Raw genomic sequence first — 14,279 nt, 5'->3', positions numbered from 1 at the left:
CGAAGATCGAACAAGTCCTTTTCTATCCAGGTTCAAGTCATTGAAAAATATGTTACCATATGTGTATGTTTGCGATATTTCGAACAACTGAAACGGATCGGACATGTCGGTCGATATCGGAAACCGCCTTCGGCATCTGCGCATGCTGCACAACCTCTCGCAGCGCCAGCTTGCCAAGCGCACGGGCGTCACCAATTCGACGATCTCGCTGATCGAATCGAACGCCTCCAATCCTTCGGTCGGCGCGCTGAAACGTATCCTCGACGGTATCCCGATCGGGCTTGCTGAATTCTTCGCCTTCGAGCCGGAAAAACCGCGCAAGGCATTCTATGCGTCGGAGGAACTGACCGAAATCGGCAAGGGGCCGATTTCCTATCGCCAGGTCGGCGACAATCTCTTCGGCCGCAGCCTGCAGATTCTGAAAGAATGTTACCAGCCCGGCGCCGATACCGGCAAGGTTCCGCTCGTGCATGAGGGCGAGGAAGGCGGCGTGGTGCTTTCCGGCCGTTTGGAAGTGACCGTGGATGACGAGCGTCGCATTCTCGGGGCCGGAGACGCCTATTATTTCGAGAGCCGAAGGCCGCACCGTTTTCGCTGCGTCGGGCCCGTCCCCTGCGAAGTCATCAGCGCCTGCACGCCCCCGACCTTCTAACGCATCGACCGGGACGACTTGTTTCATCCGGCTCGAAGGTGTGATTTGATACCGCCCGAACCAAAGGAGATACGCCATGCCGACATCGGTCCGGATAGAAAACCAGTCTCTTGTCGTCGATGTCTGCTCGCTCGGCGCGGAAATGCAGGCGCTGACCAGCAAGGACGGTCGCTCTTGGTTGTGGAGTGGCGATGCCACCTTCTGGGGCGGACGCTCGCCCGTGCTGTTTCCGATCGTCGGCAAGGCCCCCGGAGACAAACTCGGCATTGACGGACAGGACTATCCCATGGGCCAGCACGGTTTTGCCCGGCGCAACGAATTTGTCCTGACGTCCTCAACGGCAACCGCCTGCCGTCACGAACTCGTCGCTTCGGAAGCGACCCGGGCGATCTACCCCTTCGATTTTCGCCTCGTCGTGGAGCATTCCCTTGAGGGCAACCGGTTGACGGTTGCAGCCGAGGTAACGAACGCGGACAGCCGCGGCCTGCCCTTCGGGATCGGCTTTCACCCGGCCTTCGTCTGGCCGCTTCCCGGCGCAGAAGGCAAAGAGCATCTGGTCACGCTCGACAATGGCGGCGAGCCGCCGCTGGCGCAGCTGGAAGGCGGATTGATCAAACCGGGCCACCTGCCCTCGCCTTTCGAGGCCGGACAGTTGGTTCTGTGGCCTGAGATGTTCGAAAACGACGCCCTGATCTTTTCAGAAGGAGCAGGAACAGGCCTTCGTTATGGACCAGACGGCGGACCCGCGCTGCACTTCACTTTCGAAAACCTGCCCAACCTGGCGCTCTGGACGAAGCCGGGCGCACCCTTCCTCTGCGTCGAACCATGGCACGGAACGGCCGCCGAAATCGGTCGCTCGAACGACATCATGGAGCGGCCCTCCAGCCAGATGCTCGCGCCCGGCGGCATGGCGCGGTTCTCGTTCACCGTCGAAATCCCTGCCTGATCGGCAGCCTCACGCCTTCTCGGAAAAGATCGGGTCTTTCGTGAACATGCCGCCCTGATAGAGTGACAGAGGCGAGGATGCCGGCGGGCGCCCGACGGTGGCTTCGAGCTCCGCACGAAACTTCTCGGCATTGTCGCGGGGCTTCCAGCCGAGATAGGCGGCGTGCGAATTGTCCCACCAGCGGCTGTCATTGTCGGAGATGCCCCAGATAAGAGGGCAGCCGAGCATGGGGGCGCGGAAGATGCAATCGATCATCGCCTCGAAATCGCCATAGGACATCCAGGTGGAGAGCATGCGGTGATTGCTTGGCCGCTCCATGCAACTGCCGATCCGCACCAGCGCCGTCTCCTGCCCGAACTTCTCGAAATACATGCGCGCCAAGGCTTCGCCGAAACATTTGGAGACGCCGTAGAGACCATCCGGCCGCATCGGCGCCGTAACGTCGATATGTTCGTCTTGCCGGTAAAACCCGACCGTATGATTGGAGCTGGCAAACAGAATGCGCGGCATGCCGTGGGCGCGCGCGGCCTCATAGAGATTATAGAGGCCGAGCAGATTGGCATTGAGGATCTTCGAAAACTTATCCTCGACCGAGATACCGCCCAGATGGACGATGCCATCGCAGCCTTCGACCAGTTTCATCACCGCAGCGGCATCACCGAGATCGCAAGTGACAAGCTCCTCGTTCGCCGCAGCCTCGTCGAGATCAGCGATATCGGACAAGCGCACCGTTTCGGCAAACCTGCCCATGCGCGCCCGCATGGCACGCCCCAACCCGCCGGCGGCGCCGGTTACCAGAAGTCTTTTCACGCAATTCCTCCCGAAGCATCAAGCGCCTTCGACGCCGTAAACATGAAAGCCATCATACAGGTTGCTGGATTTGCGTCAACAAGTCGGATATACAGGGTCGAGTCAGGCTCAAAAACTTGACAGACGACCACAGGCAGCCTCACTTGGGCTCCACGGCGTCGGCGGGGAGGAAATGCACGCATGGGACTTCAGGCCAAGACCGAAAAGCCGAAAAACGAAACAGGCACGCTGACAGCGCGGCTGGGCGAAAACCTGCGCCGGGCGATTACATCCGGCCAGTTTCCACCCGGCAGCAAGCTGCCGAGCGAATCGCAGTTGAGCGAAACCCATGGTGTCAGCCGCACCGTCGTGCGGGAGGCCATCGCCACCCTGCGCTCCGACAGGCTCGTGGAAACCCGGCAGGGTGCAGGCGTCTTCGTGCTGGAGGCAACCGCCACCGCATCACTTCCCCTGCTTTCGGTTCAAAACCTTGATCCTGCTCGCGTTTCCTCGATGATTGAACTTCTGGAACTACGCACGGCGGTCGAAGTGGAGGCCGCAGGCCTTGCAGCGCTTCGCCGCTCGCCAGCCCAGGAGGAGGCTATTCTCGACCGCCACTATGCCGTGCGCGCGTGCCTGGATGCCGGCGCTTCGACCAGCGAGGCGGACTTTGCCCTGCACCTCGCCATCGCCGAGGCCACCAACAATCCGCGCTTCCGCGAGTTCCTTGCCATGATCGGCAAAGGCGTCATTCCGCGCGCGGCCCTGCGCAACGATGATTCGGAACACGACCAGACGGCCTACATCCGCCTCATCGATAACGAGCACAACGCCATCGTCGTGGCCATATCGAACGGCGACGAGGAGGCGGCACGCGAGGCCATGCGTCGCCATCTGCGCGGCAGCCAGGCCCGCTACCGCGCGCTTTTGCGCGAACAGCGCCAACCTGTATGATGACTTCTTGACACCTGTCTGCTGACAATGTAGGACAAGCATGCCGGAGGAGGCATCAAGAGGAATTCAAGTATGACGCCGCAAGAGATCAAGGCCGCGCTGGGCGCGGGCCTGTTGTCCTTTCCTGTCACGCATTTCGATGCGGAGGGAAAATTTCAGCCCGAGAGCTACCGCCGCCATGTCGAATGGCTGTCCGGCTTCGATGCCCCGGTCCTGTTTGCCGCTGGCGGCACAGGCGAGTTCTTCTCGCTTTCGCCCAATGAAGTTCCCGAAATCGTCCGGGCGGCGAAGGAAGCATCCGGCAAGACGGCGATCGTGTCCGGGTGCGGCTATGGCACCGACATGGCCGTCGAGCTCGCCCGCTCGATTGAAAAAGCCGGCGCCGATGGCATTCTGCTTCTGCCGCATTACCTGATCGATGCACCGCAAGAAGGCTTGTACGTCCATGTCAAACGCGTTTGCCAGTCGGTCGGCATCGGCGTCATGGTCTATAACAGAGACAATTCGATCCTGAGCTGCGAGACGCTCCAGCGCCTTTGCGACGAGTGCCCCAATCTCGTCGGCTTCAAGGATGGCACCGGCGATATCGGCCTGATCCGTCAGATCACCGCGACCATGGGCGACCGGCTGACCTATCTCGGCGGCATGCCGACGGCGGAACTGTTCGCCGAAGCCTATCTCGGCGCCGGTTTCACCACCTATTCCTCCGCCGTCTTCAATTTCGTGCCTGGCCTTGCCGTCGAATTCTACAAGGCCCTGCGCAGTGGCGATCGCACGCGCTGCGAAACCATTCTCAAGGAGTTCTTCTATCCGTTCATGGCGATCCGCGCCCGTCGCAAGGGTTATGCCGTCGCCGCCGTCAAGGCCGGCGTTCGCCTGCAAGGCTTCGATGCCGGCAAAGTCCGCGCGCCGCTCGACGACCTGACGCGGGAAGAAGAAGAAATGCTCGACAAGCTCATCGGCCCCTGGAAGCGTTGAGGGAAACGCCAAGATGAAAATCGCCGCCGTCCGCACCCATCTTCTGGAACACCGCCTGTCGGTCCCGTTCGAAAGCGCCTCGATGCGCTTCGATCGGCGGGCGCATGTTCTGGTGGAAATCATCTGCGACGACGGCACCATCGGCTGGGGCGAGTGCCTCGGCCCGGCCCGGCCAAATGCGGCCGTGGTTGCTGCCTATGCGCCCTGGCTGATCGGCGAAAATCCCCTGGAAAACGAGAAGCTCTGGGCACGCCTCTACAATGCCCTGCGCGACCAAGGCCAGCGTGGCCTCGCCGTCACGGCACTGTCCGGCATCGACATCGCGCTCTGGGATATCAAGGGCAAACATTTCGGCGTGCCGGTCTCGACCTTGCTCGGCGGCCGTTTTCGCGAAAGCGTGCGCGCCTATGCCACCGGCAGCTTCAAGCGCGACGGCGTTGATCGGATTGAGGACAATGCGCAGGAAGTCGCCCGCCACCGCGCCGACGGATTCCATGCCGCCAAGATCAAGATCGGCTTCGGCGTCGAGGAAGACCTCGCCGTCATCCGCGCCGTGCGCGATGCGGCAGGTCCCGACATGCGGCTGATGATCGACGCCAATCACGGCTACGACGTGATCGAGGCCGTCCGTCTCGGTCGCGCAGCCGCGCAATACGATATCGACTGGTTCGAGGAACCTGTCGTGCCCGAACAGCTCGGCGCCTATCGCGAGGTCCGCGCCGCCCAGCCTATCCCGGTTGCCGGCGGCGAAACCTGGCACAGCCGCTGGGGCATGCGCGAACCGGTCGAGACCCGCGCGGTCGATATCCTCCAGCCGGACCTTGCCGGCGTCGGCGGTTTCACTGAAGCAAAGCGCGTTGCCGACATGGCAGCGCTGCACGGCATCCGGGTCGTTCCGCATGTCTGGGGCACGGCCGTGCATATTGCCGCGGCACTGCAGTTCATGGCGGCGATGATCCCGAGCCCGGTCCGCGTCAATCCGATCGAACCGATCCTCGAATTCGACCGCACCGACAATCCCTTCCGCCAGGCCGTTATCCGCACACCGATCGAGCATATGAACGGGGTCGTGAACATCCCGGATGGTCCGGGCCTCGGCATCGAGATCAACCGCGATGCGCTGGCGCAATTCCGCATGGGAGACGCCTGATGATCGTCCGGCCACTCACGGGACGCGCCCTGAAGTTTCCGCTGCCACGCGGTGCGGTGGACACGCAGATGCACATGTATCTGCCCGGCTTTCCCGCGATGCCTGGTGGTCCACCACTGCCGGGCGGGGGCCTTCCTGACGCTGGTCAGTATCGCCAGTTCATGTCCTGGTTCGGCATCGACAGGGTGATCATCACCCAGGGCAATGCCCACCAGCGCGACAACGCCAACCTTCTCGCCTGCCTTACCGAAATGGGTCACGTTGCTTGTGGCGTTGCAGTCATCGACGGTGACACACCGGATGGTGAACTCGACACCTTGTCGGCGGCTGGCGTGATCGGCGCCCGCATCATGGATCTTCCCGGCGGTGCGGTCGGGCTCGATGCGCTGGAGGCGATCGATGCGCGGGCCAGCGCCCGCGGCTGGATGCTCGCCGTCCAGTTCGACGGCAGCAACATTCTCGATCACGAAACGCGGCTCGCCAAACTCAAGTCCCGCTGGGTGCTCGATCATCACGGCAAGTTCTTCTCCGGGGTCACACCGGACAGTCCGCAGGTCGCCACCGTCAAGCGGCTGATCGATGGCGGAAATTGCTGGTTCAAGTTCGCCGGGGTCTACGAGTCGTCGAAATCAGGCGCGCCGGACTACGCAGATGTCGCAGCCGTTGCCCGCGCACTCGCTACCCATGCGCCCGAGCGCATCGTCTGGGGCTCGAACTGGCCGCACAATCTGGCGAAGACCACGGAAGATTACCCCGACGATGCAGCCCTTGCCGACACCGTTCTCGGTTGGCTGCCCGACGACAATGCCCGCCGCTTGGCGCTGGTTGACAATCCCGAACAGCTTTACGGCCTTGCTCCGTTCCAGGGCCAGGGAGACTGAAACTGCCGGATACGGAGCGAGGAGGCTCCGGTCCTGTTTTCAAGGAGGAGAGAAACATGAAACTTGCGAAAACACTTTGCGCGGCTCTGGGCTTTGCCCTGGCCGCCGGCACCCTGCATGCGCAGGAAATCACCCTGCGGTCTGCCGATATCCATCCCGACGGTTATCCGACCGTTGAGGCGGTGAAATACATGGGCGAGCTCGTTTCTGAGCGCACCAAGGGCCGCATCAAGATCGAGGTGATGAACAACGCCACGCTCGGCAACGAAAAAGATACGATCGAGCAGACCCGCTTCGGCGTTATCGACATGAACCGCGTCAACGCAGCGCCGTTCAACAATTTGGTTGCCGAAACCACAGTGCTCGGCCTGCCCTTCCTGTTCCGCTCGACGGAACACATGCACAAGACGGTGGATGGCCCGATCGGTGATCAGGTTCTGGCCGCCTTCGAACCGCACGGCCTCATCGGCCTGGCCTTCTACGATTCCGGCGCACGCTCCTTCTATACGACTAAGAAGCCGATCGAGAAGCTGGAAGATCTGAAGGGCATGAAGATCCGCGTCCAGCAGTCGGACCTCTGGATCGCCATGATGGAAGCCTTTGGCGCCAACCCGACACCGATGCCGATGGGCGAAGTCTACTCCTCGCTTGAAACCGGCGTCGTCGATGGTGCTGAAAACAACTGGCCATCCTACGAATCCGCCCGCCACTTCGAAGTTGCCAAGAACTACACGCTGACCGAACACTCGCTCAATCCGGAAATCCTGGTCATCTCCAAGATCGCCTGGGACAAGCTGACGCCGGAAGACCAGACGGTCCTGCGGCAGGCTGCCAAGGACTCGGTGGGCAAGATGCGCGAACTCTGGTCTGCCCGCGAAAAGGTCTCGGAAGAAAAGGTGCGCGCTGCCGGAAACACCATCATCAAGGTCGACAAGACGGCGTTCTCCGCTGCGATGAAGCCGGTCTATGACCGCTTCGTTACCGATCCGAAGATGAAGGCCCTGCTCGAACAGGTCCAGGCCGTTCAGTAAAAGCACCAAGGCCGGCCTCTCGATCGAGGGGCCGGCCTTTCTTTCCGCATGCCTTTGGGCGGCGGGTCATGGGAGGGAGTTTCATCAATGCGGCATTTCATGCTGGCCATCCGGCCCGCGCTGACCTGGCTCAGCCGGACAGCACTTTATATTTCCGGCGCCGGTATCGTCGCAATGACTGTTATCGTCGGCTGGCAGGTCTTTGCCCGCTACGTGCTCAACGACACGCCAAGCTGGGCCGAGCCCATGTCCCTGCAACTCATGTCCTGGTTCATCCTTCTGGGCGCCGCCGTCGGCGTGCGCGAAAGTGTGCATCTGGGTCTCGATTATATCAGGCACTATTCGCCGGCGCCCGTGCAGCGCGCGATGGACCTCCTGAGCCTCGGACTGATCTTTCTCTTCGGGCTGGCGATGAGTTTCTACGCGACGCTTTTGGCCATCGGCACCTGGACGGCCACCATTCCAGTCCTCGGCTGGCCCGGCGGCGTCGACTTTTTCCCCATGATCGGCGGCGGCGTGCTGATCGCCATCTTTGCCGCTGAACGTTTTCTCGATGTCGCGCTCGGCGAAGCCGTTGCAGCCGACGTTCTCGTACAGGAAGCCGCCTGATGGCCTATACCATTCTCTTCGGCACGTTCACCGTGCTCATGATGATCGGCATGCCGATCGCATTCTGCCTCGGCATCGCCTCCGTTGCCACCGTGCTCTATATGGGCCTGCCGCCGATCGTCGTGTTCCAGCAGATGAATTCCGGCATGAACGTCTTTGCCATGATGGCGATCCCGTTCTTTATCTTTGCAGGCGACCTGATGGTGCGCGGCGGCATCGCTGCCCGGCTGATCCGTTTTGCCGCGGGCCTCGTCGGCCATATGCGCGGCGGCCTCGGCCAGGTCAACATCGTCGCCTCAACCCTGTTCGGCGGCATATCCGGCTCGGCCGTGGCCGATGCCTCGGCCGTCGGCGGCCTGATGATCCCGCAAATGGCAGCGCGCGGCTACGACCGCAGCTACGCGGTCAACGTCACCGTCAATGCGGCGATCATCGCGCTGATGATCCCGCCGTCGCACAATATGATTCTCTATTCCATCGCCGCGGGCGGCAATGTGTCGGTGGCCGACCTGTTCACGGCGGGCATCGTTCCGGGCATCCTGCTCGCCGCCGCATTGATGGTCACGGCCTATATCGTTGCCCGCCGGCGCGGCTACCCGGCAGAACCATTTCCCGGACTGCGTCGGCTCGGCTACTATTTCCTCGCCTCCGTTCCCGGTCTTCTCTTGATCGCCATCATCTTCGGCGGCGTGCGCTCCGGCGTCTTTACCGCAACAGAAAGCTCCTGCATCGCCGTCTTCTACGCATTGATCGTCGCGCTGCTCGTCTACCGCGAACTCGACTGGCATGGGTTCGTTGAGGCGGTCTTGCAGGCTGTGCGTACTACCGCCATGGTGCTGCTGGTCATCGGCACGGCCGCGTCCTTCGGCTGGCTCATGTCCTTCCTGCAGGTGCAGCAGTCGATGGTGATCCTGATCAGTGCGATCTCCGACAATCCGATCATCGTGCTGTTGATGATCAATGTCGCGCTGCTTCTGCTCGGCACCTTCATGGACATGGCGCCGCTGGTCATCATCTCGACCCCGGTGCTGCTGCCGGTGGTCAAGGCTTTCGGCATCGACCCGGTGCATTTCGGCGTCGTCATGATCCTCAATGCCGGTATCGGCCTCAATACGCCGCCGGTCGGCACGGTTCTGTTCGTCGGTTGCGCGGTGGGCGGCATCTCGATCCGCGAGGCGATGCGGACGATCTGGCCGTTCTTCGGGGCCAGCGTCGCAGTTCTGCTGCTGGTCACCTATATCCCCGGCCTCTCGCTCTGGCTGCCGGCGCTATTCAAATAACAGGACACGCTTTCCGAGCGCTGCGGGTGAAATAGCACCAGAAGCTCTCTTCCATCAGGCGGGCATTTTGGTATGACCGCGTCTTTCGAAGGAGAGAAGATGGCAGCGCGGGATCGATATTCGAGAAAGCTGGAATGTGCCCAATGCGGGCATACGGGGTTTGCCGACGTCTCCGAAGACGACGACGCCAATCGCAAGACGCGCGGCTTCCAGATCGATTCGCTACCGAAAGGCTTCGAGACGGAATTCGCTGCAAACGATCCGCGCAAACACGTCATTCGCTGCCGGTGCGGCCATAAATTCAAATTCGAGCAGAAAACGGCCTACGCACCTTCAGGCGAGCCGAGGCGCTGATCGCGCAATGGAGAGGCGACCACCGGCCGCCCCACGTTTTTCGATTACCCAAAAGGGCAGATCGGAATTACTTGTTGGCCATCAACCACATCTTGCCGGCCATGGTGATGCCGCGCGGATCATTGGCCACGTCGTCTTCGAGATGGCTGCGCTCGAGAAAGCCGAATTCCTCCAACTCATTCAGGGTGGTCGTCGTCAGAAACCTGATTTTCTGTGGGCGCTCCTGAAAGCGATCGGTCTTCGCATAGGTGACCTTCGCGTCCAGGTGGGTCCACTTCTTCGCCGGCTGCGGAAAAAGATTGCCTTCCTTGGCAAGCTTCAGTCCTCTGATCTGGACCGGCGTGAGTTCGAGCTTAATCATATTGTATCCTTGGATAGGCTATCGATCTGAAATGGAAAAGGCCGCTGCAAGCGGCCGGAGATCTTGAGAAAAAATCTTGCGACATTCGCAAGGGCGTAGAAAAGAGGCCCCAATCGGCTGGAGCAATCTTCAGTATGAGCAGTCTAGCATACTTCCACAGCAAATTGGCAGAATAGATTGGGGTACGGTGCCGTCCGTCTAGAATGGTTTATTTCGGAAAAGTAATGGTTCTCGACACCTTGGCCCACGGATTCGACATATCACCCGGAACAGGGTAGTAACCCGTGTCGCCCGTCGCCTGTTCTCTTGAATGCAGCGAAGTCCGTCCCCACTTAGAGGTTATCGCCGAAGCGACTGCTGCCTGACGCCAGTGCGGCCATTCCATTGCTTCGCGCTCAACTCCTTCAATCGAACCGAACCGGACGAAGCCGTCCGTATCGTTGTTATCCGGAGAATCATATGTCTGCCACGAAACAGAATGCCGCGTCCGCCGATCAACCTTACCAGCCGATCCCTTTTGCGAAAAAGCACCGGATTTCCGTCGAAGATGCCAAGGCCATTCTTGAGAAGCACGGTGCAGATCGCAAGTCTGCCGACAAGGAAGCCCGCCGCGTCGCGGTGTGAGACAAGTCTGAACAGACAGCGCAAGCCCTCGTTAGACCACGCCCTCCGGCGATGAAACCTGCCTGTTCACGAATCGCTTCTCAGGTGGCCCGTGAACAGGTGCCGAGGTCGCCACCAGAGCGGCGGCCGAATAGGCCTGCGTGACGATTTCCGGGACAAGATCGATATCCGGCAATGAGCCGAGGCCCATCGGCCCGACGGCAAACAACAGGCCATCGCCCCCTGCCTTCGCCGTCAGCACCTCGCCCGTCCCCTTCACCGCCAGACCGAGTTCGAGTTCATCTTTAATGGCAAGGCCGGCCTCAAGCAGCCCGGCAATCAACGGATCGGCAAGATCCGGCGACAGGCACCGGCAGTCCATGACCTCATCTGCACGGAGCAGATCTTCCCCTCCTCACCCCGCCATCGGACGACCAGACCATCCTGTGTTCGCCTCAAGGCGCGGCCGCGCTTCATCCTCGTCAGTCCACTGGCCAGTTCCCGCTCCAGCCGGCCGTGCATATCCGGCGGCAGCCGGTTGCGGTGGCTGTCGTAAATAGCCCTCAGGTGCCGGTTGAATTGTCTTTTCTCGTTTTGCGGCAGGGCCGACCAGAGTGATCTCGCCCGCTTGCGCAGCCCGTTCATTGCAGCCTGCCAGCCCCTGCCATCCGCTTCAGCCTGCGCGCAGACCTGACGTACGAAACGCAGGATCTCCGGAAGCTTTTTGGCATGGCCTCGGCTGGAAACACAGGATCGGCAGAAAGGCGCGTATGCGACTGCGGCAGAAATCCGCGGCGCGAGAGGATGGTGATTTCTCCGGTAAAGCCGGCATCCCGCAATTGCAGGACACGGTCCACCGCCCGAAGGCCGTTGCCGAGAACCACCACATGGCGGGAGGTGCCAGGCAGATGGTCAGCCGGGGCGTCGAGAACACTTTGCCCACCTTGGGGCAAAGAGCCTCTCGTCCCGTAGCCGGTGGCAAGAAACACGACATCGCATGCGACTTCGCCACCCTCCTCGAAATCAATGAGAAAACCGCCCTTAGCGGTTCGTCGGACCCCGGTGGCGATATCGTTCAGCATCTGGACGGTGACATCCGGCCGCTCGGCAAGGGCCTCAGAAAAACGCTGATAGACGTAGTCGCTGAAGATCGCCTTCTGCACGAAGATCTGGCCAAATCCCGGAATCGCAGCTGGAACGGCCTGGCGAAAGTCCGAATTTTCCGTCAACCAGTCGGTGAAGTCCGACGTTTCGCCGGAAACGGAGAGGTCGCGAACGCGGCTGTTGAGGATTTCCGTGGAATTGGCGGACGCCAGCGCCTGACCGCCGCTGACGGTCGGGTGCGGATCGAACAGCCGAAGCTGGAACGGCCGCGTCACGGTTTTCAGAAGCGCGATCGCCATCATCATGCCGGAGAACCCGCGCCCGATAACGGCGATCTGCAATCTGCCGCTTGGATGGGAAAATGGCGCCGAACGACTGTGAACCGTCATATCGCCTCCTTTCCGCCGGAACCCGACGGGATGGTTGAACAAAGGCGCCCATCTTCGTCAGACAGGCAGTTCACGAAACGCCGCATAGTCTATAAATTTAATGGCATTAATGCTGGAGAAACGGATTTTGTTCAAGCTGTTTTTCAGCGCAAGTTTCCCAGCCTATGTTTCGCCCTCTACATTGCAGAATGATTTCTTTTCCTGTCCATCCTGCGCAGGAAGGCCGCAAGATCGCCACCACTGTGCCGTAGGTGGCGCTTTCGCGACAGGACGGACATGATCCGCGCCGCCGTCGACACGGTCATTTCGTCCAGTGGCGTTTCCCCACTCCAGGGTCGCGTCAAACGCTCCTTGATGGCGCCGAGAAGATTGTTCGGCAGAATGTCGGTGCAATCGCGCATGTGATCGAAAACGGCACTGATCGGCATGACGTTGCCTTGGAACATGACGACGGGCTCCGCAGAACCATCGTCCCAATCGTCAAAACTCTCGACAGCATCCCGGAAAAGTTCGTGCAAGGTGATCGGGGCATGCCCCTCATGGAGTTCTGGCAAGTGCGGCATCGAAAATCCTCCACTACATGTTTCAGTTTCCGTTCCTTCGCCGGCGTACCAGCAAACTAAAAAACGCAATCGCCAATGCCAAGTTCCACACCTGGCCTATAAACAGGCTAAGTCTATGGTCTTACTTATGTTTATTTTCGAGATAATCACGGAACGCTCAATGCGAGGTGGAATGACATTGCACGCTTTGATCACGCGCTGACGCCGAGGAGGGCAAATTGGAGACACTGGAAATTAGAGGTGGTGCCCCATGCCGGAATCGAACCAGCACTCCTTTCGGAACTCGATTTTGAGTCGAGCGCGTCTACCAGTTCCGCCAATGGGGCACGGGATCGTTGCGGTAGCAAATTGCGTTTACACGAAGGCTTTCGGTAGGGTCAACCGGGATTTTGCAGAGAAGTGAAACGGAATCACTAAAGCGTGCTCTTCGCACTGCAGCAGCACATTTACAGACCGGTCATTCCTGCCTAAAAGGCTTTGGACTTCAACAGGGGCCTGTGCATGCTTCGACGCCTTTATGACTGGACCATGTCGCTCGCCGCCCGCAAATCGGCGGAAGTCTGGCTTGCCGTCATCGCCTTCATCGAAAGTTCGGTCTTCCTCGTTCCGGCCGATGTGCTGTTTCTGCCAATGGCGCTTGCCCGGCCGGAACGTGCCTGGCGCTATGCACTCATCGCGACGATAGCCTCCGTGCTGGGCGGCATTGCCGGCTGGTATCTCGGCCATTACGCTTATGAAGCGATCGCCAAGCCGGTGCTCGAATTCTACGGCAAGCTTGAAGCCTTCGAGACCATGAAGGCAACCGTCGGCTACGAAATGCTGGTGCTCCTTCTCATCACGTCGGGGCTTTCGCATCTGCCTCCGATCAAGGTTGTCACCATCTTGGCCGGCGCGATCAACATCAATCTCGGGCTTTTCATCATCACGGCGATCATTGCCCGCGGCGCACGCTTCTTCTTCCTGGCCTGGCTCCTGCGCCGCTATGGCGAGGAGATCCGCGACTTCATCGAGAAACGTCTTGGCATGATTGCCGCCATCGGCTGTGGCGTGCTGATCGTGCTGTTCATCGCCTATCGCGTGTTCATGTAAGCCAACAGTCGGGAGTTTGTCGTGAACCATACCAGTAGCCAGCCATCGACAGGACTTTTTCCGGCGCTTGCCACCACGTTCGGCATGGCCGGTACGGTCGGCGGGGCGCTCGCCTTCGAGCATATCGGCGGCTACATCCCCTGCGCGCTCTGCCTGATGCAGCGCGACCCTTACTATTACAGCATCCCGCTCGGCATTCTGGCAATCCTCAGCATCCTGTTGAAGCTGCCGGCATGGACGACGCGCGTGCTTCTTCTGCTGATCGGAATCGCCATGCTGATCGGCGCCGGCATCGGCGTCTATCATGCCGGCGTCGAATGGCATTTCTGGGAAGGCCCTGCTACCTGCGCCACCACGGCTCAAGGCGTATCATCGAACGTTGGTGATCTCTTAGGCGATCTCGACAGCAAACACGGCCCCTCCTGCACGGATGCGGCACTTCGCGTCCTCGGCCTGTCCTTCGCCGGATGGAATGTTGTGGCCAGCCTGGTTTTGGCGGCGATCACGCTGCGTGGGGCGGCGAAAGTCCGGCACTAGAAAGCAAGC

Annotated in this window: 16 protein-coding genes, 1 tRNA gene and 1 pseudogene; 13 read left to right on the top strand and 5 right to left on the bottom strand. The window is 60.5% G+C overall.

The window, feature by feature from the left end:
• The first annotated feature begins 103 nt into the window (after positions 1-103).
• Entirely contained in the window at positions 104-652 is a 549-nt protein-coding gene (locus P6U16_RS16950; RefSeq protein WP_277701498.1) for a cupin domain-containing protein, read from the top strand.
• A gap of 76 nt (positions 653-728) precedes the next feature.
• A complete protein-coding gene (locus P6U16_RS16945) occupies positions 729-1,598 on the top strand; it encodes an aldose 1-epimerase family protein (RefSeq protein ID WP_277701497.1) in 870 nt (289 codons plus the stop codon).
• A 9-nt stretch (positions 1,599-1,607) separates the two neighbouring features.
• Here the strand turns inward: P6U16_RS16945 and P6U16_RS16940 are convergent, their stop codons facing one another.
• A complete protein-coding gene (locus P6U16_RS16940; RefSeq protein ID WP_277701496.1) occupies positions 1,608-2,408 on the bottom strand; it encodes an NAD(P)-dependent oxidoreductase in 801 nt (266 codons plus the stop codon).
• Between the two features lie 180 nt (positions 2,409-2,588).
• Between P6U16_RS16940 and P6U16_RS16935 the strand changes: the two genes are divergently transcribed.
• The 8 genes from P6U16_RS16935 (at position 2,589) to P6U16_RS16900 (ending at position 9,624) form a co-directional block, all read left to right on the top strand.
• Positions 2,589-3,341 carry a FadR/GntR family transcriptional regulator gene (locus tag P6U16_RS16935; protein WP_277701495.1) on the top strand — a complete coding sequence of 251 codons (753 nt, stop codon included), beginning with the start codon at positions 2,589-2,591 and terminating at the stop codon, positions 3,339-3,341.
• A gap of 72 nt (positions 3,342-3,413) precedes the next feature.
• Positions 3,414-4,319, top strand: coding sequence for a 5-dehydro-4-deoxyglucarate dehydratase (gene kdgD, locus P6U16_RS16930; protein WP_277701494.1), 906 nt, complete (start codon positions 3,414-3,416; stop codon positions 4,317-4,319).
• Between the two features lie 13 nt (positions 4,320-4,332).
• A complete protein-coding gene (locus P6U16_RS16925; protein WP_277701493.1) occupies positions 4,333-5,469 on the top strand; it encodes a mandelate racemase/muconate lactonizing enzyme family protein in 1,137 nt (378 codons plus the stop codon).
• Complete coding sequence (locus P6U16_RS16920; protein ID WP_277701492.1) at positions 5,469-6,350, top strand: amidohydrolase family protein; 882 nt, start codon at positions 5,469-5,471, stop codon at positions 6,348-6,350. Before P6U16_RS16925 ends, P6U16_RS16920 begins: the two co-directional genes overlap by 1 nt.
• 56 nt (positions 6,351-6,406) lie before the next feature.
• Positions 6,407-7,381, top strand: coding sequence for a TRAP transporter substrate-binding protein (locus P6U16_RS16915; RefSeq protein ID WP_277701491.1), 975 nt, complete (start codon positions 6,407-6,409; stop codon positions 7,379-7,381).
• 87 nt (positions 7,382-7,468) lie between these two features.
• The gene (locus P6U16_RS16910) at positions 7,469-7,990 is read left to right on the top strand and encodes a TRAP transporter small permease (RefSeq protein ID WP_277701490.1); all 522 of its coding nucleotides are present in this window, start codon (positions 7,469-7,471) and stop codon (positions 7,988-7,990) included.
• Positions 7,990-9,270 carry a TRAP transporter large permease gene (locus tag P6U16_RS16905; protein ID WP_277701489.1) on the top strand — a complete coding sequence of 427 codons (1,281 nt, stop codon included), beginning with the start codon at positions 7,990-7,992 and terminating at the stop codon, positions 9,268-9,270. The genes P6U16_RS16910 and P6U16_RS16905 overlap by 1 nt, the downstream gene beginning before the upstream one ends.
• 99 nt (positions 9,271-9,369) lie before the next feature.
• Positions 9,370-9,624 carry a hypothetical protein gene (locus P6U16_RS16900; protein ID WP_277701488.1) on the top strand — a complete coding sequence of 85 codons (255 nt, stop codon included), beginning with the start codon at positions 9,370-9,372 and terminating at the stop codon, positions 9,622-9,624.
• 67 nt (positions 9,625-9,691) lie between these two features.
• Here the strand turns inward: P6U16_RS16900 and P6U16_RS16895 are convergent, their stop codons facing one another.
• Positions 9,692-9,985: a hypothetical protein gene (locus P6U16_RS16895; RefSeq protein ID WP_277701487.1), complete on the bottom strand. Its 294-nt coding sequence runs from the start codon at positions 9,983-9,985 to the stop codon at positions 9,692-9,694.
• A gap of 459 nt (positions 9,986-10,444) precedes the next feature.
• Here P6U16_RS16895 and P6U16_RS16890 point away from each other — a divergent pair, with 459 nt between their 5' ends.
• Positions 10,445-10,609 (top strand): hypothetical protein, encoded by a 165-nt coding sequence (locus P6U16_RS16890; RefSeq protein WP_277701486.1) that lies wholly within the window; start codon positions 10,445-10,447, stop codon positions 10,607-10,609.
• A gap of 31 nt (positions 10,610-10,640) precedes the next feature.
• Here P6U16_RS16890 and P6U16_RS16885 read toward each other — a convergent pair.
• The 3 genes and pseudogenes from P6U16_RS16885 to P6U16_RS16875 form a co-directional block, all read right to left on the bottom strand.
• Positions 10,641-12,081: pseudogene (locus P6U16_RS16885) on the bottom strand (FAD/NAD(P)-binding protein).
• Between the two features lie 176 nt (positions 12,082-12,257).
• The gene (locus P6U16_RS16880) at positions 12,258-12,644 is read right to left on the bottom strand and encodes a hypothetical protein (RefSeq protein ID WP_277701485.1); all 387 of its coding nucleotides are present in this window, start codon (positions 12,642-12,644) and stop codon (positions 12,258-12,260) included.
• Positions 12,645-12,885: 241 nt separating this feature from the next.
• Positions 12,886-12,970 (bottom strand) — tRNA-Leu (locus tag P6U16_RS16875).
• A gap of 175 nt (positions 12,971-13,145) precedes the next feature.
• Here P6U16_RS16875 and P6U16_RS16870 point away from each other — a divergent pair.
• Both P6U16_RS16870 and P6U16_RS16865 read left to right on the top strand, forming a co-directional pair.
• Positions 13,146-13,733, top strand: coding sequence for a YqaA family protein (locus tag P6U16_RS16870; protein WP_277701484.1), 588 nt, complete (start codon positions 13,146-13,148; stop codon positions 13,731-13,733).
• 21 nt (positions 13,734-13,754) lie between these two features.
• On the top strand, positions 13,755-14,270 hold the full coding sequence (locus tag P6U16_RS16865; RefSeq protein ID WP_277701483.1) for a disulfide bond formation protein B: 516 nt from the start codon (positions 13,755-13,757) through the stop codon (positions 14,268-14,270).
• The last annotated feature ends 9 nt before the right edge of the window (positions 14,271-14,279 follow it).

Origin of the sequence: Rhizobium sp. 32-5/1, from assembly GCF_029537235.1 — a bacterium.
Lineage (GTDB): Bacteria > Pseudomonadota > Alphaproteobacteria > Rhizobiales > Rhizobiaceae > Pararhizobium.
The sequence above is the reverse complement of the archived record's forward strand: the minus strand, read 5'-3'. Positions and strand labels throughout refer to the sequence as shown.